Source organism: Streptomyces sp. NPDC051738 (genome assembly GCF_044453205.1).
Lineage (GTDB): Bacteria > Actinomycetota > Actinomycetes > Streptomycetales > Streptomycetaceae > Streptomyces.
On record NZ_JBITCM010000001.1, the window covers coordinates 676,150 to 696,686 of the forward strand.

The following is a 20,537-nucleotide window of genomic DNA, read 5'->3' on the forward strand; positions in this document are numbered from 1 at the left end:
GGAAGTTGCTGCGACGCAACCTCCGCCGGGCCCTGCCCCGGCAACTGCACGGGACTCTCCGAAGGTGCTTGCGACAGCGCCTCATTGAGGGCCTGCGCTGGGAGCTGCGCGAGGCCCTGCATGGGGCTGTCGAAGGGGCTCTGCTCGGGGCTGTCGAAGGGGCTCCGCGGCGGGACCTCTGCGGGGAGCAGCGCCGAACTTTGCGGGGCCTCGTGCGGCATGGCCTGCGCGGCACTCCGCCCCGGGACCTCTACGGGACTCTCCGCGGGCTTCTCGGGCTGGACCTGTGCCTGGCCCTGCCCTGGGATCGGTGTGAGTCCCTGTCCCTGGATCGGTGCGGGGTTCTGGACAGGGCTCTGCGCTGGAACCGGTGCGGGAGTCTGCGGGAGCTGCTGCTGCGGCGCCTGCCCCGGAACCTGTGGCGGCAGCTCCGAGGGCTTCTGCGGCAGGGCCTGCGTCGAGTTCCCCGCGAGCGGCTGCGACAGAGCCGGCGTCGAGCCCCCCGCAGGCGAGTGCGGCAGAATCTGCAACGGGCTCTGGCTCCCCGCAGGCGGCTCCGACAGAGCCTGCACCAGGCTCTGACCTCCCGCGGGCGGCTGTGGCTGAGCCTGCATCTGACTGCCCGGCGGGCCCTGCGGCAGAACCTGCTCCGGAGCCTGGCCATGGACCAGGGCCGGGACCTGCGCAGGTGCCTGACCCTGGGCCGGTCGCGGGACCTGCGCAGGTGCATGGCTCTGGACCGGTACCGGGACCTGCAGGGGTGCCTGGCCCGGGACCGGTACCTGCAGGGGCGCCTGGCCCGGGACCGGTACCTGCGCAGGTGCCTGACCCTGGGGCGGTGGAGGGACCTGGACCGGTGCATGGCCCTGGACCCGGACCTGCACAGGTGCACCCGGGACCGGTGCCGGGGCCTGCGCTGCGCCCCGCGGAGGGACCTGCGCCGGACCCCGGGACGGGAACTGCGCCGGGCCGTGTGGCGTCAGGACGATGTCCGTGCCTGCTCCGCCGTCGGGGGAGATGCGGGACAGGGCCTGCTGGTGGAGTTGGTCGAGGGGTGGGCGGTGGCCGCTGCGGAGGATGGTGGCGAGGGCCTTCATGTAGGTCGGCGTCGCCACCGTGCGGCGGCTCGGGGGCGGGGCGATACGGCCGTACACCGCGTTGTTGCGGCCCGAGTCGAGGGGGTTGGCGCGCAGCCACTCCCAGGTCTCCGCGTCGGCGTGCAGGTCGAGGAGGAGGGACGTCGAACCCGGTGCGCGCAGGCGCAGTTCCTCGCGGATCCACTGCCAGGGGAACCCGGTGTAGCGGACCGTCGCGGGGGTCGTGCGGGCCAGCGCCAGGTGGGGCAGGTGCTGGCGGCGGTCCAGTTGGAGCTGGCCGGTGACGAACACGGTGAGCGGGGCCTGCACGGCCGCGGCGGCACGGAGGCGGGTGAGGACGGCCTGCGGCTCCAGGGGGTCGGCGAGTTCCACCACGTTCGCCGTGTCCGTGCCGGACAGCACCGCGGGCGGAACCGCGGCGAGGACCGGGAGCACGGAGGCGGCGTCCACCAGACAGCCCTTGCCCGCCGGCGCGGCGGCCAACAGCAGAACGGTTCCGGGCATCGGTCCCTCCCCATCCCCCGTCGACGATCACGTACAGAGCAGCACCTTGACGTGCTCCCTGGCCTAAAGTCCAGGGATTCCGGCCTGGGTCGTCTGACCCTTCCGGGGGCTTCCTGCTTCACCGCGCTGTGCGGGCATGTGTGCCCGTCTTACCGGCACTCCACAGGCGTTTAGCGTCTCCACCCGTTCGATGGCGACGATTCGACGTCCTTCGAAGAGGACGTTACGGGCCGCGTTGTGGTCGCGGTCGTGCACGGTGGCGCACTCGCCGCATGTCCACTCGCGGACGTGCAGGGGCTTGGGGCCGTCCCGGAATCCGCAGGCCGAGCAGACCTGAGAGGACGGGAAGGCCCGGTCCACCTTGGCGAAGGTGCGGCCGTGCTTGACCGCCTTGTACTCCAGCATGCCGACGAACGCGGACCATCCCGCGTCGTGCACGGACTTGGCGAGCCGGGTGCGGCCGAGGCCGGACACCGCGAGGTCTTCCACGTACACCGCTTGGTTGTCGCGAATGATCTGTGTGGAAGCCTTGTGGTGCCAGTCCCGGCGCCGGTCCGCCACCTTGGCGTGCTGGCGTGCGACCTTGATCCGGGCCTTGGCCCGGTTCTTCGATCCCTTGGCCTTGCGGGACAGCTCCCGCTGGAGGCGCTTGAGTTTCTTCTCGGCCCGGCGCAGGAAGCGGGGGCTGCTGATCTTCCTGCCGTCGGACAGGACGGCGAAGGCGGACAGACCGAGGTCGATACCGGACTCCGCTTCCACCTCGGGGAGGATGTCCGGCTCGGTGTCCACGACGAAGCTGAGGAAGTACCGGCCGGAGCTGTCTTTGGTGACGGTCAGGGACGTGGGCGCGGCCGGAAGCCGACGGGACCACTTGACCTTGAGGCTGCCGACCTTGGCCACGTACACCGTGCCGTCGTCCTGGAGGGAGAAGGCGTTGGTGTTGAGGCGGATCGACTGCCGGGTGTCCTTCTTCGATTTGTAGCGGGGCGGGCCGGCCTTGCGGCCCTGCCGCTTACCCCTGACCGAGTCGAAGAAGTTCTTGTAGGCGGTGTCCAGGTCCCGCAGAGACTGTTGCAGGACGACCGCCGACACGTCGGCGAGCCAGGCGCGTTCTCCGGTGTGCTTGGCCTGGGTGATGCGAAGCCGGGACAGCTCGGCCGACTTCACGTACGGCAGTCCTGCCGCGTGCGCTTCCCTGCGGTCGCGCAGGCAGTCGTTCCACACCACGCGGGCGCACCCGAACGCACGTGCCAGCGCACGGCGCTGGGAGGCGTCCGGGTAGGCCCGGTAGTTGTAGCGGAGCTGCACACCCAAGATCCTACTACGATTGGTCTCATGGACGGGAAGAACGACTACAGGCGTGGCAGGCATGTTGTTTCGGCCATGCATGTGCACTTGGTCTTTGTGACGAAGTATCGGCGCGGGGTGTTCAACGACGAGATACTGATGCGCTGCGAAGAGATCATGCGCAAGGTCTGCGAGGACTTCGAAGCGGAGCTGAAGGAGTTCAACGGCGAACGTGATCACGTCCACCTCCTGGTGCACTACCCGCCCAAGGTCGCCGTCTCGAAGCTTGTCAACAGCCTCAAGGGCGTCTCCGCTCGCCGGATACGGCAGGAGTTCACCGGCCGGATCAACCGCGCCATCATGCACGGGCACCTGTGGTCGCCCTCGTATTTCTCCGCATCGTGCGGCGGAGCACCGTTGGCGATCGTCCGCCAGTACATCGAGCAGCAAAAACGTCCGCTCTAAGGTGCACGTCAGAGCAGCCTTGAGATGCATTCATCCCCGGCGTGAACGCCGGGGCTTTCTGCAAGAGTCCCGGTAACCGCTGCGGCTGCAATGCGGGATCTCAGGACTGTTTACGCCCGATTCCGTCCCCATTCCCCACGACATTCCCCCGGACCTTCCCCACCACCCTCCTCACGACCTTCCTCGCGGCTTACCCTCCGAGTTTCCGCTCGCCATTCCCCTCGCCACTCACCCCGAGTTTCCGCTCGCCATCCCCCTCCCCACTCCCCTCACCCGTCCCCATACCGCCCCTCCTCCGCACCGCGAACACCGTCGTGTCGTCCGCCAGACGCCCACCGCAGTGCAGCAGCGTCCGCTCCCGCACGAACGCGACCAGCGGCGCGGGCCGCGCGAGGCCCGGGTCGGCGGCGACGGCCGCGACGACGTCGGTGGTGAGCGGGTAGAAGTCGCCGTCGCCGTCCCTGGCCTCGGTCACGCCGTCCGTGGTCAGCAGCAGCGTCTCGCCGGGGGCGACGGGCACGCGGATCAGGGGCGGCGGGCCGTCTGCGGGGACGAGGTCGCCGTAGCCGAGGGGGAGTCCGTGCTCGGGCGGGAGGGGCCGTACGCCGTCGGGGCCCACGACCAGCGGGGCGTCATGGCCGAGTACGACGGCTTCCAGCGCCCCCGGCTGCCCGTCGGGGAACCCGAGCAGCACGGCGGTGGCGAACCGGTCGCCCTCCTCCTTGCCGAGCGCCGCGCGCAGCCGGATGTGCCGCTGCATACGCAGCTCCAGGCATACGGCGACCGTCCTCAGGTCCGCCTCGTGGTACGCGGTCTCGCGGAACGTGCCGAGCAGCGCGGCCGCCGCCTCCACCGCGCCGAGCCCCTTGCCCTGGACGTCGCCGAGGATGACGCGGGTGCCGTGCAGGCCGATCTGGATGTCGTAGAAGTCGCCGCCGACCCTGGCCTCGCTGTCGGCGGAGAGATACACGGCCGCGTGGTCGAGGCCGCCCCAGCCGGGGGGAAGCGGGCGCAGCACGGTGCGGCGGATGGTCTCGGTGACGTCCCGCATGTGCAGCACGCGCTGCTCGCCGCGCACCCGGACCACGCAGGCCAGCGTGGCGAGGACGCCACCGATGCCGGCGAGCACGAGGTCGGGCAGGCCGGCCTGGTACTCGTGCGGCAGGACGGCGTCCGCTGCGATGTACGTGGCGGGCGCGAGCACCGCGTACATCGCCGTCCCCCACACCCCGCAGATCGCGGCGGCGATACCGGGCACCAGCACGATCCACGACAGGATCCGGAAGTCGCTGCTGGTCCGGAAGTCGACCAGCACGATGCCGACGAGCAGCAGCAGCGGCGGCACCCAGGCGACACTGCGGCCGCGCACGCGCAGCAGCTGTGCCCGGCGCGTGTCGCCCTGCGGGCCGGCCGAACCGTCGCTTACGGCCCTCATGGGCCTCAGCGAAACACGGCGTTCGGCGGGCCGCATCCGGGTACCAGGGGCTGCGGTGGCCGCCCACCTCAGGGGCGTCGTCCGCAAACGCCGACCGGCCGAAAGCCGTCGCCGACTTGCCAGGCGGCCCGCCCAGGTGTGCCCTTGATGGCGGGGGCGACGAGTGAGAGGAGTGCTCTCATGGCTCATGCGGCACCCGCGTCCGGCGGAGGGACTCCGAGGGCGGTGACCACCGGCCCGAGCGGCAGCCTGCCCGACGTGTTCAGCGAGCGGACGCACCGCATCGCGAGCGTCGCCACACCGGTCACCCTCGGGCTGATCTACGGCTACTGGGCCGCGGCGAACCGGCGCTCCGGCGGCGAGATCACCGGCTGGAACCTGCTCTTCGGCTTCGTCACCGCGGCGGTGTTCATGGCGCTGTACGTGGCCGTGCGCGCCCTCGCGCCCCACATGAGGCGCGAACAGCACGCGATCCTGTGGGCCGCCTTCGCCGGCGCCGCGTTCGGGTTCCTGTACGACCAGACCGGCAAGAGCGTCGTCAGGTCCGCGCTCATGGGGCTCGTGATCGGCGCGGTCTGTTTCGCCGTGCTCTTCTACCGCTACTACACGCACGAGGACGCCCAGGGCCGCCGTATCGGCTGAATCGGCTGCATCGGCCGAGGGACTCACGGAGCGGCCCCGGTGCCGGCGTCGGCGTCGACCGGGACCGGGCCGTTCCCCTTCATCCGCTACTTCATCCACTCATGGGCACTACCGGAACTGGTTCCACGAGGGGTCCCAGTTGTTCCAGGAGCCGTTGTTCCAGTCATGGAATGAGTCGTGGCAGTCGGGTATGTGGCTCTGGCCGGAGTCCACGAAGACGACGATCACCCTGCCGTCGGAGCCCACCAGCCAGTACCAGAACAGGTTGCCGTCGAAGTGGTCACCGCGCACCCTGCATTCGTTGCGCTGGCCCAGTCCACTTTGATCGTCGACGGCCGCCGCCGGGGTCCCGACCGCCGCGACGGCGAGGAATCCACCGGTGAGCAGAGCCGCGGCCATGATCCGCAGGCTCGTGGTGGTGTGCATGATCCGCCTCCTTGCTCCCCTGTCCATGAGACACCCGTTCGGGTGAACGCTCCACCGGAGAGCGGCGGTGTGCGGCCGTATGCAGGCACACCGCTGGCGCCCCGGCCCCCGCGCCCCTTGCCTGAGAGGGTGCTCACCCGTCTGCGGAACGCCCTGTCGGCAGCGCTGATCGCCCTGTCGTGCCTCCTCGTGCCGTTCGGCGCGCTGGCGGCCTGGGTGACGTACGGGCTCGCCGACACCGGCCGCTATGTCACCGCGATGGCGCCGCTCGCCGCGGATCCGGCCGTGCAGAGCGCGGTGGCGGACACCGTCGGGGCCGGGATCATGCACGAGGTCGCTCCCCGGCTCGACGACGCCCTCGGCGCCCGCGACGACAGCGGTACCGTGCGCCCCTTCGTGTACGACGCGGTGCGGTCCTTCACTCGGACCGAGGCCTTCCGCGCGGCGTGGGAGACGGCCAACAGGACGGTCCACGACGCCGTGCTCAGTGCCCTTCGGGACGGGCACGAGGGCACGGTCACCGTCGACATCGCCCCGGTCACCGCCCAGGTGAAACACCAACTCGCGGCGGACAACGTCCCGTTGGCGCAGAACATCCCGGTCGAGCACACCGAGGTCCCCGTGCTCCCGGCACACGAGCTGGACCGGCTCAGGAAGGGGTACCACGTGCTCGAAGTCGCCGGTTTCTGGCTGCCCGTCTCGGCCTCCGTCCTCGCCGCGACCGGCATCACCGTCGCCGCCTGCCGCCGCCGCGCGATCACGGCGACCGCGCTGGGCACGTCCCTCGGCGGCGCGTTCCTGCTGCTCGCGCTCGCGATCGGCCGCCGCCTCACGCTGGCCGACCTGCCCGAGGCGGCCCACCGCCCGGCCGCGGGCGCGGTCTACGACGCCCTGACGCAGACCCTGCGCACGGTCTCCTGGCTACTGATCGCCCTCGGCCTGACGACGGCCCTCGCCTGCCGCCTCACCGACCTGCTCGCGCGACGCCTACGAGCCTCCGCAACGCCCACCGCGGATCCCGCCCCGGAGCCGACGCGAGCCCGAGTCTGACCGCGTCCGCGTCCGGGATGCGGCGCGGGTCGACGACGAAGGCAGGGCAGGGGCCGCCCACCTCACCAACCCCCACGCGCAACACCCGCAAGCACCCGCAGCGCCCGCCGCAGCTCCGCCTCCGCAGCCGACGCGAGCCCCAGTCTGACCGCGTCCGGCGTGCGGTTCGGGTCGACGGCGAAGGCGGGGCCCGGGGTGACGGCGATGCCGTGTGCCGCCGCGGCGGCCGTGAAGGTGTCGGCGCGCCACGGGGTCGGCAGCTCCCACCAGGCGAAACAGGCGCGCGGATCGGACCGTACGGCGAATCCGCGCAGTTCCTCGCCGAGGATCCGCTGCCGGTGCGCCGCGTCCGCCCGCTTCGCCGCGACGAGCCGCGTCACCGTCCCGTCCTCGATCCACCGCACGGCCGCCTCCAGCGCGAACCGGCCCGCGTTCCACCCCCCGGACCGGATGGCGGCCGCCACGGCCTCGCCCCGCTGCGGCGGTGCGACCACGAAGCCGACGGTGAGTCCCGGCGCGACGCGCTTGGAGAGACCGTCGACGACGTGGGTGAGTCGGGGCGCGTGGGCGGCGAGCGGGTCCCCGTCGGCGAGGAAGGACCAGATGCGGTCCTCCACGACCGGGATGCCCAAGTCGGTTACGGTGCCCGCGAGTTGACGACGGCGTTCGTCGCCCATGGTGCGGGACGTCGGGTTGTGCAGGGTCGGCTGGACGTAGAGCGCGGACAGGGAGGCGCTGCGGTGGGCGGCGGCGACCGACTCCGGGCGCGGTCCCTCCTCGTCCGTCGCCAACGGCACCAGGGTGATGCCGAGCCGCGCCGCGATCTCCTTCACCAGGGGATACGTCAGCGGCTCGACGCCGACCCGGCCACCGGGGCGGACGAGCGAGGCGAGGGTCGCGGCGATGGCCTGGCGGGCGTTGCCCGTGAAGTGCAGCCAGTCGGGGCTGGGGCGCCAGTGGGGCGTGACGAGGAGGTCGGCCGCCGCCCGGCGCGCCGGGCCGGTGCCGTCGGCCGGCGCGGGGCGCATCGCCTCCGTCAGGACGTCGGGCCGCAGCAGGGGCGCGAGTGCCGGCGCGAGCAGCTCCGACTGGCCCGGCGCCGAAGGGTAGTTGAGCTCCAGGTTCACCGGCGGCCCGGCCATCGGCTCGGTCAGCGCCCGGCCGACCGGCCCGGTCCCCGCGGCCCGCACGAACGTCCCCCGCCCGACCTCACCGACGACCAGCCCCCGCCGTACGAGTTCGGCGTACACCCGCCCCGCCGTCGACCCTGCGACCCCACGCCGCCGCGCGAACACCCGCTGCGGCGGCAGCCGTTGGCCGGGCTTGAGCCGTCCGGCGGTGATGTCGTCGGCTATGCGGTCGGCGAGGTGCCGATAGTCGTTCACGTGCTTCTCCCCCTGACATTGCACCGAGGGCAAAGATCTTATTGCACCGAGGAGTTGAGCCGATCTAGGGTCGTTCACATGACCCCTTCCACCCCATCCATCTCATATCTCGCATATGAGGACAAAGGCGGCGTCGATACGTCATCGACGCCCCTCGTCCTCATCCACGGCCACCCCTTCGACCGCACGATGTGGGCCCCGCAGACCGAGACGTTCTCCGCCGCCCGCCGGGTGATCGCCCCCGACCTGCGCGGCTACGGCGCCTCCCCGGTCGTCCCCGGCATCACGCTCCTCTCCGACTTCGCCCGGGACATCGAGGCCCTGCTGAACGACCTGAAGGTGGAGACCTGTGTGCTGGCGGGCCTGTCGATGGGCGGCCAGATCGTCATGGAGTGCTACGACCGCTTCCCCGACCGCATCCGCGGCCTGGTCCTCGCGGACACCTTCCCGGCGGCGGAGACGGCTGAGGGCAAGCGGGCGCGGGGCGCCATGGCGGACCGGCTGCTGCGCGAGGGCATGCGCGGATACGCCGACGAGGTGCTGGAGAAGATGGTCGCGCCGTACGCGGACGCCGAGGTCAAGGCCCACGTCCACCGCATGATGACGGCGACGCCGCCCGAGGGCGCCGCGGCGGCCCTGCGCGGCCGGGCCGAGCGCCCCGACTACCGCGCGCTGCTGACCCGCGTCACGGTCCCCGCCCTGGTCGTCGTGGGCGCGGACGACACCTACACCCCGGTCGCCGACGCGGAGGCGATGCACGCGGCGCTCCCGGACTCGACCCTGCGGGTGATCGACGGGGCCGCGCACATGCCGAACCTGGAACGGCCGGGGGAGTTCAACGAGGCGCTGGAAGCGCTTCTGGCCCGGGTCGACGAGTAATCCGTACCCAGGGTCCGCACCCCTGGTCCGCACCCTGGATCTGCACCCCGCCTACGAACCGCTCAGCGCCATGTTCATGACGGCCACGAGCAACACGCAGGCGATCGCCACACCCTGGGTGGCCGTCGCCCAGCCGGGCATCGGCTCGCCCTTCCTGGACGCCGACTGCCTGGCGGTGAAGGCGACCAGCAGCCCGATGACGCCGATGGGGGCGAGCAGCAGGGTCAGCCAGTCGGCCTGGACCTGTGTCATGTCGGATCTCCTCGTTCCACTCGATGACCGGCGCCTCAGCATCAGCCCGCACCACCGGGACCCCTCCCGACCGGCTCTCACGCAACCTTCGCCGCACGGTCCTCGTCTTTGAGGGAGGATTCGGGCATCCCACCCGCGAGCGGAAGGCCGGGCATTGAAGACTGCGGCCACCTGGCCGGCCGCCCTGCTGTTCCTGGGCGTCAGCGCGGTCGTCGGCTGTCGTGTCGCCGACACCGACGGCATCACTCCCGTCACCCAGCTCCTCGCCTTCCTGCCGTGGCTGCTCGTGCCCACCGGGGTCGGGCTGCTGCTCGCGCTGTTCTCCCGCTGGTGGGCCGGCGTCGTATGGGCCGTGGCGCTGCTCGGGCTGCTGGCGTGGTTCATCGAGCCGTACGGGAAGACCGGTGAGCCGGGCGGGCCGCCGCTAGCCTCCTTCCGGGTGCTGACCTCGAACGTCGAGTTCGGGCACGCGACCGACGCGCTCGTCGACGCCGTCCGTCGCGAGAAGCCGGACCTCGTGTTCGTCCAGGAGTGCGAGTACACCTGCGACGCCACGCTCAGGGAGGCCCTCGGCACCGACTATCCGCACCGGGCGGCCCAGGTGGCCGGCGGCTCGGCGGGCTCGGTCGTCCTCAGCCGCTTCCCGCTCACGTCCGCCGACGGCGTCCCCGGCACCATGGCCATGCCCGGCGCCGTCGCCGACGTGCGCGGACACGCCGTACGCCTCCAGCTCGCGCACCCCATGCCGCCGCTGCCCGGCGGGACCGACTTGTGGCGCGAGGAACTCGGTGACCTGCGCGATTTCGCCGCCAAGCACGCCGAGAGAGTCGAGAACTCCGAAACCACTCAACCCCCCCGGTCCACCGAGACCACCGGCGACAGCCGTACGCCCCTGATCCTCGCCGGCGACTTCAACGCCTCCCAGGACCACGCCGCCTTCCGCCGCATCCTCGACACCGGACTGCGCGACGCCACCCGCCTCACCGACGACGACCGCACCCCCAGCTGGCCGGCCCGCACCACGCCCGCCTTCGGCGTGCAGATCGACCACGTGCTGCTCTCCGCCGACTTCTCCGCCCGCGCCGCCCGCTTCCTCGACCTGCCCGGCACCGACCACCGCGCGCTTCTCACCGACGTCACGCTTCACCAGCGCCGATGAGCTGAACGAGGGTGCTCATAATGGGGCGCATGTCCCGCGAGTTCCCCATCGGCCGCACACCTCCCGACTGGCTGGTGCGGAACCTGCGGGCCCAGCCGGCCCCCGTCAACCGGCCGGCCGTGATCCGCGCCGCGATCGCGATCCCCCTGCCCCTGGCCATCGGCCTCGCCACCGGCCGGCCCGAGTACGGCGCCCTCGCCGCCATGGGCGCCCTGAACGGCGTCATCAGCGACACCGCCGCCGCGTACCGCGTCCGCATCCCCACCATCGCGATCCCCCAGCTCTTCGGCGCCGTCGGCATCACCCTCGGCTGCCTCGTGTACGGCCACGGCTGGGTCGCCGTCGCCGCGGTCACCGGCGTCGCGCTGGTCTCCGGGATGATCTCGACGATCGGCGCTGTCGCCTCCGTGTCGGGGCTGTTGCTGCTGCTGACCTGCGTGATCGGGGCAGGGCTGCCGCTGCCCGGCGCGTGGTGGCACGCACCGCTGCTGATGTCCGGCGGCGGGCTGCTCGTCCTCCTCCTCGGGCTGCTCGCCTGGCCGCTGCGGATGGGGGTGCCGGAACGGAGCGCGGTCGCGGACACCTACCGGGCGGTCGCCGACCTGCTCACGGTCTGCGGCAGCGGCAGCAGCCAGGCCTACGACGACGCCCGGCACGCCGTCACCCAGTCCCTGAACGAGTCGTACGACACCGTCCTGGCCCACCGCGCCCGCCATCACGGCCGCAGCCCCGAACTGACCCGGCTGCTGGCCCAGTTGAACGCCATCACCCCGGTCGTGGAGGCCGCCCCCGCGGCACACCTCAGCGGCACCCCCCTCCCGCCCGAGGTCCCGCAGTCCGTACGGCACCTCGCCTCCGCCGTGGAGACCGGCTACGCGGGCCCGACGGCCCTGAACCTGCCCGCCCCCACCACCGAGGCCGCCCGCGCCGTCGGCCACGCCCTGCGCCACACCGCCGAGGTCGTGGCGTCCCCCGACGTGGACCCCCGTGGCATCGACGACCGCCTCGGCCGCCCCGCCGCCCTGAGCATCCGCGCCGCCCGCGCACTGCGCAACGTGACCCTCTCCGCCGCCTCCTGGCGCTACGGCCTGCGCCTGGCCCTGTGCATCGGGCTGGCCCAGGCCCTGGTGTCCCTCATCGCCGTCCCCCGCTCCTACTGGGTCGCCCTGACCATCACCTTCGTCCTCAAGCCCGACTTCGGCTCCGTCTTCTCCCGCGCACTGCTGCGGGCCATGGGCACGGTCGCCGGGCTGGTGATCGCGGCGGCGGTGCTCGCCCAGGTGCCGCGCGGCTGGGCGGACGTACCGACGCTGATGCTGCTCGCGCCGCTGATCCCTGCGCTCACCCCGCGCGGGTACGGCTACCAGACGGCCGCCATCACCCCGGTGATCCTGCTCCTGTCGGACGTCCTGAACCGCGCGGGCACCGCACTGCTGCTCCCCCGCCTCGTCGACTCCCTCCTCGGCTGCGCGATCGCCCTGGTCGCCGGCTACCTCCTCTGGCCGGAGAGCTGGCACACCCGCGTCGGCGACCGGCTCGCGGACGCGGTGGAGGACACGGCACGCTACGTGGAGGGCGCCTTCGGCCCGCACGCCGTGGCCCCCCCGGCCCGCGCCCGCATGCGACGCCGCCTCTACCGCAACCTCTCGGCCATCCGCACAGAATTCCAACGCGCCCTGACCGAACCCCCACCGACGGGCCGCCGAGCGGCGGCGTGGTGGCCGCTGGTAGTGGCAGTGGAACGCATCGTCGACGCGACGACGGCGGCACGGGTACGGGTGAAACACGGGGCGGCCAGGCCGTCGGCGGGGGAAGTATCCCAAGTCGCCCTCCAGCTGAGGGAGTTGGCGACAGGCGTGAGAGAGGCCGAGACCCTGTACGAGGTCCGCACAGATCTGACAGGCCCGGCAGACAGCGTCCTGGAGCCACTGCGCCAGGAGGTGGCGGCGGCAAGAGCAATCGCATCGCCTCACGGAGGAAGCTGAGCGGCAGCCGACATAAGGGGCGCGGGGAACTGCGCGATCAACCACACACAACCCGCAGCCGCACACCAAGACAGACCACCCGAGCTGCTAGGCGCTCCACAAGCCGGCGCGGCCGCCCCGTGCAGGAGGGCGACCGCGCCGGGTGTGGGGGGTGGTCCTTGGCGGAACTGCAGAACTAGTGGGCGACCTTGTGCAGAGCCTTGTCCATCGCCGCAGCGAGCCCATTGGCCCACAACTGCTCCACCCGAGCCCGCTCGTTGGCATCCGGGACGGAATTCGTGCAGGACGTACCGGGCCCGCCACCGGACATCAGCTCACTGCACGGCCCCTCATAGTGGTCCGGCAGCCCGAGCACATGCCCCGTCTCGTGCGCGGTGACGCGAGTCGAGTCGTACTCCTGGTTCTGCTGGTAGTCGAGGAAGATGTACCCGTTGCCGTGCCCGTCGGTCGAGGCGTACGAGCCACGCGGGTCGTTGCCCTCCCGGTAGGTGAAGTCGGCGTTCGAGCCCTCCTGGAGCTGGACGTTGGACACCGAGCCGTTCCATATCTCGGTGCTGCGGGCTATCTGTGCGCTGAACGCGGGCGCGTCGGAGGCGTCGTAGACGACCGTGACGGCCGCGGCCTTCGGGTTCGCGGCGCGCTTCTCGGCGACGGACTTCAGGACCGCCTCGAAGAACGCCCGACTGGCGTCGGATTCGGCCGACTTGGCGATGTAGCCGGCGCCGGCGTGGACGGGCGCCGCCGTCGCCGGGGCGGCCGTACCCAGGCCGAGTGCTGCGACACTGAGGCCGACCGCCACCGCCGTACGGGCGGACAGGGACGTGGACATACGCATTGATGACTCCTAGGTGGGGGGTGAGTCGTCAAGGCGAGTGTCGACGCCTGTGTGGCCGCTGTGATGATGGCAACCGGCGATAGCACGGCCCTATCGGGAGCGCTTCGGTACCCCGATTAGCGTGCATCAGAGGGGGTTTGTACGGCTGGTGAAACCATTGCTTCCGCTTTAGTCTCCGAGGGCATGGACCTTGAGGTCAGACACCTCCGCGCGCTGTGCGCCATAGCCGACACCGGCAGTCTGCACCGGGCCGCCCGCCAACTGGGCGTCGCTCAGCCATCGTTGAGCACGCAACTGCGGCGGATCGAGCAGGAGCTCGGCGGCGCGCTGTTCGTGCGCGCGAGATCCGGCTGCCGCCCCACCCCGCTGGGCCGCCTGGTCCTCAGCCGCGCCCGCCCCCTCGTGGCCGATATGCGCGCCCTGGTCGCCGAGGCGAGGGCGGCCGCGGTGGGCGGCCCCGAGCTGCGCGTGGGCTCGACGGCCAGCAAGGCCCTGGCGGGCTGGCTACGGCGCCTGCGCGCGCACGGCCAGGACCCGACCCTCCATATGAACGTCTCCCCGAACGCCCTGCTGCGCATGGTCGCCGACGGCCAACTGGACGTGGCCTTCGTGCACGAGGTGGAGGGCTGCCCACTGCGCATCCCGCCGGAACTGCGCCTGCGCGTGCTCATGGAACGCGAGCCACAGTTCGTGTCCCTGCCCACCGACCACCCGGCCGCGGCGAAGGCCGAGGTCCGGCTGCGTGACCTGGCCGACGACCGCTGGATGGTCGACCCGACGGTCGACGGCGAATGGGACGCCGTGCAGCGGATGTTCCGCGCGGCCGGCGTCAACCCCCATGTCCTGCACGGCGACTACTACACGGCGGACGCCCTGGTCGCCACCGGCGAGGTGGTCGCGGTCTGCCAGCCGACCCACGCCGACAGCCCCACGATGGCGGTACGGCGCCTGCACGGCGACCCCCTGGGCGTACGGCTGTTCCTCGCGGCCCGTACGGAGACGGACCTGGACGGTGTCTATCCCGCCCTGGAGGAGGCGTACCGGGAGGCGGCACAGCAGGCGCCGGCGTACCGGGAATGGCTGGAACGCGACGGCGAGCGGCAGCCGCCGGTCCCAGCACTCCCGTAAAACGTCGATCGTCGACCGTCGATCAGACGCCGATGTCGCACCCGTCCTTGCGCCAGACCGCCACGACGGCCGGCCGGTTGATCTTGCCGGGACCCTCGGGCCAGTCGCTGAGCGGCTTCTCGGCGGTCGCGCCGTCGATCTCGCCCGGGTGCTGCACGGCGACGAGCACCCGGCGGTCCTGGATGACCGGGCCGCAGGTCTCCGCGCCCTTGGGCACCGTGAGGAACTGCTTCAGCTCACCGCGCCGGTCACCGCGCGTGGCGACGCCGAAGAGACCGTCGTGCGAGCCGAGCTGGGCGCCGTCGGTGGAGATCCACAGGTTGCCGTACGAGTCGAAGGCGACGTTGTCCGGGCAGGAGATCGGGGAGACGTCGTCCTTCGGGAACCCGGCGAAGTAGGTGGCCGGGTCGTCCGGGTCACCGGCCACCAGGAACAGCGACCAGGCGAACTTCTTGCTGTCGGCGCGGTTCCAGCGCTCGGTCAGCTCCAGGATCTGGCCGTGCTTGTTGGCGTTGCGCGGGTTGGCCTCGTCGGCCTTGGCGTTCGTACCGACACCGCGGTTGGAGTTGTTGGTGAGGGCGACGTACACCTTGCCGGTGTGCGGGTTCGGCTCGATGTCCTCGGGCCGGTCCATCTTCGTCGCGCCCACCTTGTCCCCGGCGAGACGCGTGAACACGAACACCTCGTCCGCGGTCATCCCCTCGACGTGCGAGACGGCACCGTCGTCGGTGGCGGTGGCCAGCGGAATCCACTCACCGCTGCCGTCGAACTCACCGTCGCCGGGAAGCTTGCCCGTGCCGTCGATCTCGATGGCGGGGGAGTCACCGGTGAGCTTGGCGACGTAGAGCGTCCCCTCGTCAAGCAGCGAGAGATTGTGCTCCCGCACAGCCCGGCTCGTGCCCTTCTTCATCCGCTTGCTGCTGACGAACTTGTAGAAGTAGTCGAAGCGCTCGTCGTCACCGGAGTAGACGACGGGCCGCCCGTCCTCGGTCAGCCGCACGGTCGCGCCCTCGTGCTTGAAGCGGCCGACCGCGGTGTGCTTGCGCGGCTTGGAGGTGGGGTCGTACGGGTCGAGCTCGACGACGTACCCGAACCGGTGCGGCTCGTTCGGCTCCTGGGCGACGTCGAAGCGCTTGTCGAACCGCTCCCACTTACGCTCACTCGCCCCGGTCCCGAGCCCGTACCGCTTGTCCGTCGCCCGGGTGGCATTGGCGAAGTACTGGTTGAAGTTCTCCTCGCCGTGCAGCGTGGTGCCCCAGGGCGTGACGCCACCGGAGCAGTTGTTGAGCGTCCCCAGGACCTTGGTGCCGGTCGGGTCGGCGGAGGTCTTCAGCAGGTCGGAGCCGGCGGCGGGCCCGGTGACCTTGAACTCGGTGGTGGCGGTGACGCGCCGGTTGAGCGGATGCCGAGGCACGGCGGTGAGCTTCCCGCTACGCCGATCCCCTTCCACGACTACGGCGGAAAGCCCATGCGCGGCCCAGGCAACCTCGACCTGCTGCTTGGTGGGATTGGCGGCATCGTAGCCACGGAACATGAGCACCTCATCGGTGTACTCGTGATTCGCGACGAGGATCTGCCGCCCCCGCTCCCCCGGCAGCGGAAGGAGAGCAAGGAAGTCGTTGTTGTACCCGAACTGCTGGGACTGCGACGCTCCGGTCTGGTTCTCCGGGTCGAAGGCGGGCGCACCGCGCAGGATGGGCTCGCCCCAGCGGATGACGATGTTCTGCGCGTAGCCGTTCGGGATGGTCACGGTGTCGGCGGTGTTCGGCGCGACAGGGCTGAAGCGCAGACCACGCGCACCGCGCGAGAACGTGCCACCGGTCTTCTCACTCACGGCGGCGGCCTCGGCGGCGTCGGCCTGCGGCGCGGCGACGGTGGCGGTGGCGCCCACGGCGGCGGCCGCGCTGACGACGGCGGCGGCGCGCAGCGTCGTACGGCGGCTGATGGCGTCGGCGATGACGTCACCGACGTACGGGTTCGTGGTGGTGTTGGGCACCTCGTGGAAACAGGCGTCACCACACCGGAACCGGCAGGTCAGGGCGGATCGCCCACCAGAGTGCGAATCACTGTTTGTGCGGACGATCGGCAACGGAATGCGCATGGTGTTTTGTTCTCCCCTTGCTTCCCCTTTAGTGCAGCGTGGGGGACGGTAGGGGCACGTTTGTGCGGGAGTGGGGCGATCGAATGAACGGAAGGTGAACCAGAGGTAGATGTACGGCAGTTGACTGCGCGCGGGGGCTGCGCCCGGACGCGACTCGATGCAGCCCTTGACGTACGGGGACCCCTTGTGTCCGCCCCTCCCCAAGATCGCCATCTGGGGCCGCTAACCTTACGTGTCCGTCCTGGCCAGGGATCTACGGGCATCAACTCACGCGAAGGGTTGCGCACATGGGCATTCTCACTCTCCTGCGGAACGCATTCGGCCGGTCACGCAAGACGCGGACCGCCGATGCAGAGGGTGCGACTCCTTCGCCGGAACCGCAGCCGACGGTCCCCTCCCCGTCCCCCGAACCCCAGCCGACGGCAACCGCCCAGGTCCCGGAACCACGCGTCTCGGAACCGAGCGCGCCGGAGCGGGTGGAGAGCGCGGAGAAGGCGGAGAAGGCGGACAAGTCGGCCGGTGCGGTTGCGTCGGACGAGTCCGACAAGAACGAACACGAGCTGGTCTCGGCCGCCTTCAACAACGTCACGGTGCCGAAGCCGGCTGACTCGGTGGAGACGGGGGCGTTGGAGGGGGCGGAGGCAGAGGCGCCGGTTGCGGAGACGGCGGTTACTGAGGAGCCGGTTGCCGAGGAGCCTGTGGTGGAGGCGCCGGCGGCTGAGGAACCGGTCGCCGAGACGCCGGTTACCGAGGAGCCTGTGGCGGAGACGCCGGCTGTCGAGGAGCCGGTTGCTGAGGAGTCGGTTGCGGAGACCCCGGTTGCCGAGGAGCCGGTCGCGGAGACGGCTGCTGTCGAGGAGCCGGCCGCCGAGGAGGTCGTGGCGGAGACGCCCGTTGCCGAGGAGCCGACTGCTGACGAGCCCGTCGCGGAGACGCCGGTCGTCGAGGAGCCGACTACTGACGAGCCCTTCGCGGAGACGCCGGTCGTCGAGGAGCCGACTACTGACGAGCCCTTCGCGGAGACGCCGGTCGTCGAGGAGCCCGTCGTCGAGGAGCCCGTCGTCGACGAGCCCGTCGTAGAAGAGCCGGTCGTAGAAGAGCCGGCTGCGGAGACGCCGGTCGCCACCGAGCCGGAGCCGGAGCCTGTCGTCGAGGAGCCCACCCCGGTCGCCGCTGCCGAGGAAGCGGCGCCCGAGCCGGAGCCGGTCGACGAGGTCACCCCCGCCCCCGAGCAGCACGACGAGCCCGCAGCCGCCGACGGCGAGGAAGCCCCTCAGGGGCCACTCGCCGTCGACGACGAAACCAGCACGGGTGGTGCGGGTGGGAACACGAAGTCCGAAGGCGAAGCCGAGGACACACCCACCCCCAACCTCCCCGCGGGCCTCCTCACCGCCTACAAGGCCGCCCGAACCGTCCTCCACCAGCACAACCTCACCACCACCCGAGCCAAGATCTACCTCGTCCTCGACCGCTCCGCGAGCATGCGCCCGTACTACAAGGACGGCTCCGCCCAGGCCCTCGCCGAGCAGACCCTCGCCCTCGCCGCCCACCTGGACCCCGAGAACACCAAGGTCCACGTCACCTTCTTCTCCACAGAGGTGGACGGCACCGGCGAGCTCACCCTCCCCGACCACGAGAACAAGATCGACGACCTGCACGCAGGGCTCGGCCGCATGGGCCGTACCAGCTACCACGCCGCCGTCGAGGACGTCCTCGCACACCACGCCAAGGAAGCCCCCGGCACCCCCGCCCTGGTCGTCTTCCAGACCGACGGCGCCCCCGACGCGAAGACCCCGGCCACCCAGGCCCTGACGGACGCCGCCAAGAACCACCCCACCGTCTTCTTCTCCTTCGTCGCCTTCGGTGACCCGGAGAACAAGGCCTTCGACTACCTCCGCAAGCTGAAGCTGGCCAACACGTCCCACTTCCTGGCCGGCGAGTCCCCGAAGGAGCTCACGGACGCGGAGATCTACGAGGGCATCCTGGCGACCTGGCGCCCGTAGCCGGCGAAGATCACCCCAGCGCCCGGGCCGCCCCTTCCCACCCCTCAAAACGGGAAGCGGGCGGCCCACCCATGTCGGCTACGATTTCAAGGTTCGCAAAGCACCAAGAAATCCAACCGGACCGACCCGACCTGGGAGCAACCCCGCGATGGCTCGACACCTCATCACCAGCGCCCTTCCGTACATCAACGGAATCAAGCACCTGGGCAACATGGTGGGGTCCATGCTCCCGGCGGACGTGTACTCCCGGTACCTCCGCCAGCGCGGCCACGACGTCCTCTACATCTGCGCCACGGACGAGCACGGCACCCCGGCCGAGCTGGCGGCGAAGGAGCAGGGCCTGCCGGTGGCGGACTTCTGCGCCCAGGCGCACGACGCGCAGAAGGCGGTCTACGACGGCTTCGCGCTGGCCTTCGACTACTTCGGCCGGAGTTCCTCCCCGCAGAACGTCGAGATCACCCAGCACTTCGCCCGCAAGCTGAAGGAGAACGGCTTCATCGAGGAGCGGGCGATCCGCCAGGTGTACAGCCCCACCGACGGCCGCTTCCTCCCGGACCGCTACGTCGAGGGCACCTGCCCCCACTGCGGCTACGACAAGGCCCGCGGCGACCAGTGCGAGAATTGCACCCGCGTACTGGACCCCACCGACCTGATCGACCCCCGCTCCGCGATCTCCGGCTCCACGGACCTGGAGGTCCGCGAGACCAAGCACCTCTTCCTCCTCCAGTCCAAGCTGCAGAGCGAGGTCATGGAGTGGGTCGCCCGCCACGACGGCGTCTGGCCGCACCTGGCCTCCTCGATCGCCCACAAGTGGCTGACCGAGGGCCTGCACGACCGCGCGATCACCCGTGACCTGGACTGGGGCGTCCCGGTCCCGGCGGACACGTGGCCGGAGCTGGCGGCGGAGGGCAAGGTCTTCTACGTCTGGTTCGACGCCCCGATCGAGTACATCGGCGCGACGAAGGAGTGGTCGGACCTCGACCCGTCGACGCGTGACTGGAAGTCGTGGTGGTACGACGTCGACACCGACGTCCGCTACACGGAGTTCATGGCGAAGGACAACGTCCCGTTCCACACGGTCATGTTCCCGGCCACCGAGCTCGGCATCCGCGAGCCCTGGAAGAAGGTCGACTTCGTCAAGGCCTTCAACTGGCTGACGTACTACGGCGGAAAGTTCTCCACCTCCCAGAAGCGCGGCGTCTTCACCGACCAGGCCCTGGAGATCCTCCCCGCCGACTACTGGCGCTACTTCCTGATCGCCAACGCCCCGGAGTCGGACGACTCGTCGTTCACCTGGGAGCACTTCACGGCCACGGTGAACAAGGACCTCGCCGACACCCTCGGCAACTTCGTCAACCGCGTCCTGTCCTTCTCCAGGAAGCGCTTCGGCGACGACGTCCCCGCGGGCGGCGAGGCCGGCGAGGCGGAGGCGAAGCTGGGCGAGGAGATCGCCCGTCTCCTCGCCGAGTACGAGGAGCAGATGGAGGCCCTCCAGTTCCGCAAGGCGGCCGCGGCCCTGCGTGCCCTGTGGTCCGCGGGCAACTCCTACCTGGAGGAGAAGGCCCCCTGGCTGGAGATCAAGACCGACAAGGACGGCGCCGCCCTCACCCTGCGTACCGCGATGAACCTGATCCACCTCTACGCGGTGGTCTCGGAACCGTTCATCCCGGCGACGGCGAAGACGATGCGCGAGGCCTTCGCCCTGAGCAACGACACCGCGACCTGGGTGAGCCCGGCCGAGGCCAAGTCCCTCACCACCGTCCCCGCCGGCACCCCCTTCACCGTCCCGCCGGTCCTCTTCGCCAAGCTCACGGACGAGGACCTGGAGACGTACAAGGAGCGCTTCGGCGGCACCGGGGCCTAGTCACCCCTCGTCCTCCAGTCCCCTCATCCCCCTCATGCCC

General features: G+C 71.0%; 16 protein-coding genes and 1 pseudogene. 9 read left to right on the forward strand and 8 right to left on the reverse strand.

Going from position 1 to position 20,537, the window contains the following annotated elements:
* Nucleotides 1-965 precede the first annotated feature (965 nt).
* Together ACIA8X_RS03065 and ACIA8X_RS03070 are read right to left on the reverse strand one after the other, a co-directional pair.
* Nucleotides 966-1,601: pseudogene (locus ACIA8X_RS03065) on the reverse strand (hypothetical protein); the annotation flags it as partial.
* Between the two features lie 63 nt (nt 1,602-1,664).
* Nucleotides 1,665-2,909 (reverse strand): RNA-guided endonuclease InsQ/TnpB family protein, encoded by a 1,245-nt coding sequence (locus tag ACIA8X_RS03070; RefSeq protein WP_399457668.1) that lies wholly within the window; start codon nt 2,907-2,909, stop codon nt 1,665-1,667.
* A 27-nt stretch (nt 2,910-2,936) separates the two neighbouring features.
* Between ACIA8X_RS03070 and tnpA the strand changes: the two genes are divergently transcribed.
* Nucleotides 2,937-3,353, forward strand: coding sequence for an IS200/IS605 family transposase (tnpA, locus tag ACIA8X_RS03075; protein WP_393454201.1), 417 nt, complete (start codon nt 2,937-2,939; stop codon nt 3,351-3,353).
* A gap of 190 nt (nt 3,354-3,543) precedes the next feature.
* Here tnpA and ACIA8X_RS03080 read toward each other — a convergent pair whose 3' ends face one another.
* Nucleotides 3,544-4,788 (reverse strand): PP2C family protein-serine/threonine phosphatase, encoded by a 1,245-nt coding sequence (locus ACIA8X_RS03080; RefSeq protein ID WP_399457669.1) that lies wholly within the window; start codon nt 4,786-4,788, stop codon nt 3,544-3,546.
* A 180-nt stretch (nt 4,789-4,968) separates the two neighbouring features.
* On the opposite strand from ACIA8X_RS03080, the gene ACIA8X_RS03085 reads away from it, so the two are divergent.
* The gene (locus ACIA8X_RS03085; protein ID WP_393454195.1) at nt 4,969-5,430 is read left to right on the forward strand and encodes a hypothetical protein; all 462 of its coding nucleotides are present in this window, start codon (nt 4,969-4,971) and stop codon (nt 5,428-5,430) included.
* Nucleotides 5,431-5,538: 108 nt separating this feature from the next.
* Here ACIA8X_RS03085 and ACIA8X_RS03090 read toward each other — a convergent pair whose 3' ends face one another.
* Nucleotides 5,539-5,856 carry a hypothetical protein gene (locus tag ACIA8X_RS03090; protein WP_393454192.1) on the reverse strand — a complete coding sequence of 106 codons (318 nt, stop codon included), beginning with the start codon at nt 5,854-5,856 and terminating at the stop codon, nt 5,539-5,541.
* 129 nt (nt 5,857-5,985) lie between these two features.
* On the opposite strand from ACIA8X_RS03090, the gene ACIA8X_RS03095 reads away from it, so the two are divergent.
* Nucleotides 5,986-6,906 (forward strand): hypothetical protein, encoded by a 921-nt coding sequence (locus tag ACIA8X_RS03095; RefSeq protein WP_399457670.1) that lies wholly within the window; start codon nt 5,986-5,988, stop codon nt 6,904-6,906.
* Nucleotides 6,907-6,968: 62 nt separating this feature from the next.
* Here the strand turns inward: ACIA8X_RS03095 and ACIA8X_RS03100 are convergent, their stop codons facing one another.
* A complete protein-coding gene (locus ACIA8X_RS03100) occupies nt 6,969-8,291 on the reverse strand; it encodes a PLP-dependent aminotransferase family protein (protein ID WP_399457671.1) in 1,323 nt (440 codons plus the stop codon).
* Between the two features lie 78 nt (nt 8,292-8,369).
* Between ACIA8X_RS03100 and ACIA8X_RS03105 the strand changes: the two genes are divergently transcribed.
* Nucleotides 8,370-9,170, forward strand: coding sequence for an alpha/beta fold hydrolase (locus tag ACIA8X_RS03105; protein ID WP_399457672.1), 801 nt, complete (start codon nt 8,370-8,372; stop codon nt 9,168-9,170).
* Nucleotides 9,171-9,221: 51 nt separating this feature from the next.
* Here ACIA8X_RS03105 and ACIA8X_RS03110 read toward each other — a convergent pair whose 3' ends face one another.
* Nucleotides 9,222-9,422: a hypothetical protein gene (locus tag ACIA8X_RS03110; RefSeq protein ID WP_393454180.1), complete on the reverse strand. Its 201-nt coding sequence runs from the start codon at nt 9,420-9,422 to the stop codon at nt 9,222-9,224.
* Nucleotides 9,423-9,576: 154 nt separating this feature from the next.
* Here ACIA8X_RS03110 and ACIA8X_RS03115 point away from each other — a divergent pair, with 154 nt between their 5' ends.
* Nucleotides 9,577-10,581, forward strand: coding sequence for an endonuclease/exonuclease/phosphatase family protein (locus ACIA8X_RS03115; protein ID WP_399457673.1), 1,005 nt, complete (start codon nt 9,577-9,579; stop codon nt 10,579-10,581).
* A gap of 29 nt (nt 10,582-10,610) precedes the next feature.
* Nucleotides 10,611-12,566, forward strand: a complete 1,956-nt coding sequence (locus tag ACIA8X_RS03120; protein ID WP_399457674.1) for an FUSC family protein — start codon at nt 10,611-10,613, stop codon at nt 12,564-12,566.
* Between the two features lie 175 nt (nt 12,567-12,741).
* On the opposite strand, the gene snpA is transcribed toward ACIA8X_RS03120, so the two are convergent.
* Entirely contained in the window at nt 12,742-13,401 is a 660-nt protein-coding gene (gene snpA, locus ACIA8X_RS03125) for a snapalysin (protein ID WP_393454171.1), read from the reverse strand.
* Between the two features lie 183 nt (nt 13,402-13,584).
* Between snpA and ACIA8X_RS03130 the strand changes: the two genes are divergently transcribed.
* Complete coding sequence (locus ACIA8X_RS03130) at nt 13,585-14,529, forward strand: LysR substrate-binding domain-containing protein (RefSeq protein WP_393454168.1); 945 nt, start codon at nt 13,585-13,587, stop codon at nt 14,527-14,529.
* A gap of 22 nt (nt 14,530-14,551) precedes the next feature.
* Here the strand turns inward: ACIA8X_RS03130 and ACIA8X_RS03135 are convergent, their stop codons facing one another.
* Nucleotides 14,552-16,630 (reverse strand): PhoX family protein, encoded by a 2,079-nt coding sequence (locus ACIA8X_RS03135; RefSeq protein WP_399457675.1) that lies wholly within the window; start codon nt 16,628-16,630, stop codon nt 14,552-14,554.
* Between the two features lie 287 nt (nt 16,631-16,917).
* On the opposite strand from ACIA8X_RS03135, the gene ACIA8X_RS03140 reads away from it, so the two are divergent.
* The gene (locus ACIA8X_RS03140; RefSeq protein ID WP_399457676.1) at nt 16,918-18,633 is read left to right on the forward strand and encodes a VWA domain-containing protein; all 1,716 of its coding nucleotides are present in this window, start codon (nt 16,918-16,920) and stop codon (nt 18,631-18,633) included.
* A gap of 148 nt (nt 18,634-18,781) precedes the next feature.
* On the forward strand, nt 18,782-20,497 hold the full coding sequence (gene metG / locus ACIA8X_RS03145) for a methionine--tRNA ligase (RefSeq protein WP_399457677.1): 1,716 nt from the start codon (nt 18,782-18,784) through the stop codon (nt 20,495-20,497).
* The last annotated feature ends 40 nt before the right edge of the window (nt 20,498-20,537 follow it).

Excerpts from the sequence above, each read along its gene's own strand:
- ACIA8X_RS03120 (WP_399457674.1), top strand. The coding sequence starts at position 10,611 with ATGTCCCGCGAGTTCCCCATCGGCCGCACACCTCCCGACTGGCTGGTG.
- ACIA8X_RS03130 (WP_393454168.1), top strand. The coding sequence starts at position 13,585 with ATGGACCTTGAGGTCAGACACCTCCGCGCGCTGTGCGCCATAGCCGAC.
- metG (WP_399457677.1), top strand. The coding sequence starts at position 18,782 with ATGGCTCGACACCTCATCACCAGCGCCCTTCCGTACATCAACGGAATC.
- ACIA8X_RS03135 (WP_399457675.1), bottom strand. The coding sequence starts at position 16,630 with ATGCGCATTCCGTTGCCGATCGTCCGCACAAACAGTGATTCGCACTCT.
- ACIA8X_RS03105 (WP_399457672.1), top strand. The coding sequence starts at position 8,370 with ATGACCCCTTCCACCCCATCCATCTCATATCTCGCATATGAGGACAAA.
- ACIA8X_RS03090 (WP_393454192.1), bottom strand. The coding sequence starts at position 5,856 with ATGCACACCACCACGAGCCTGCGGATCATGGCCGCGGCTCTGCTCACC.
- ACIA8X_RS03110 (WP_393454180.1), bottom strand. The coding sequence starts at position 9,422 with ATGACACAGGTCCAGGCCGACTGGCTGACCCTGCTGCTCGCCCCCATC.
- ACIA8X_RS03085 (WP_393454195.1), top strand. The coding sequence starts at position 4,969 with ATGGCTCATGCGGCACCCGCGTCCGGCGGAGGGACTCCGAGGGCGGTG.
- tnpA (WP_393454201.1), top strand. The coding sequence starts at position 2,937 with ATGGACGGGAAGAACGACTACAGGCGTGGCAGGCATGTTGTTTCGGCC.
- ACIA8X_RS03140 (WP_399457676.1), top strand. The coding sequence starts at position 16,918 with ATGGGCATTCTCACTCTCCTGCGGAACGCATTCGGCCGGTCACGCAAG.
- ACIA8X_RS03080 (WP_399457669.1), bottom strand. The coding sequence starts at position 4,788 with ATGAGGGCCGTAAGCGACGGTTCGGCCGGCCCGCAGGGCGACACGCGC.
- snpA (WP_393454171.1), bottom strand. The coding sequence starts at position 13,401 with ATGCGTATGTCCACGTCCCTGTCCGCCCGTACGGCGGTGGCGGTCGGC.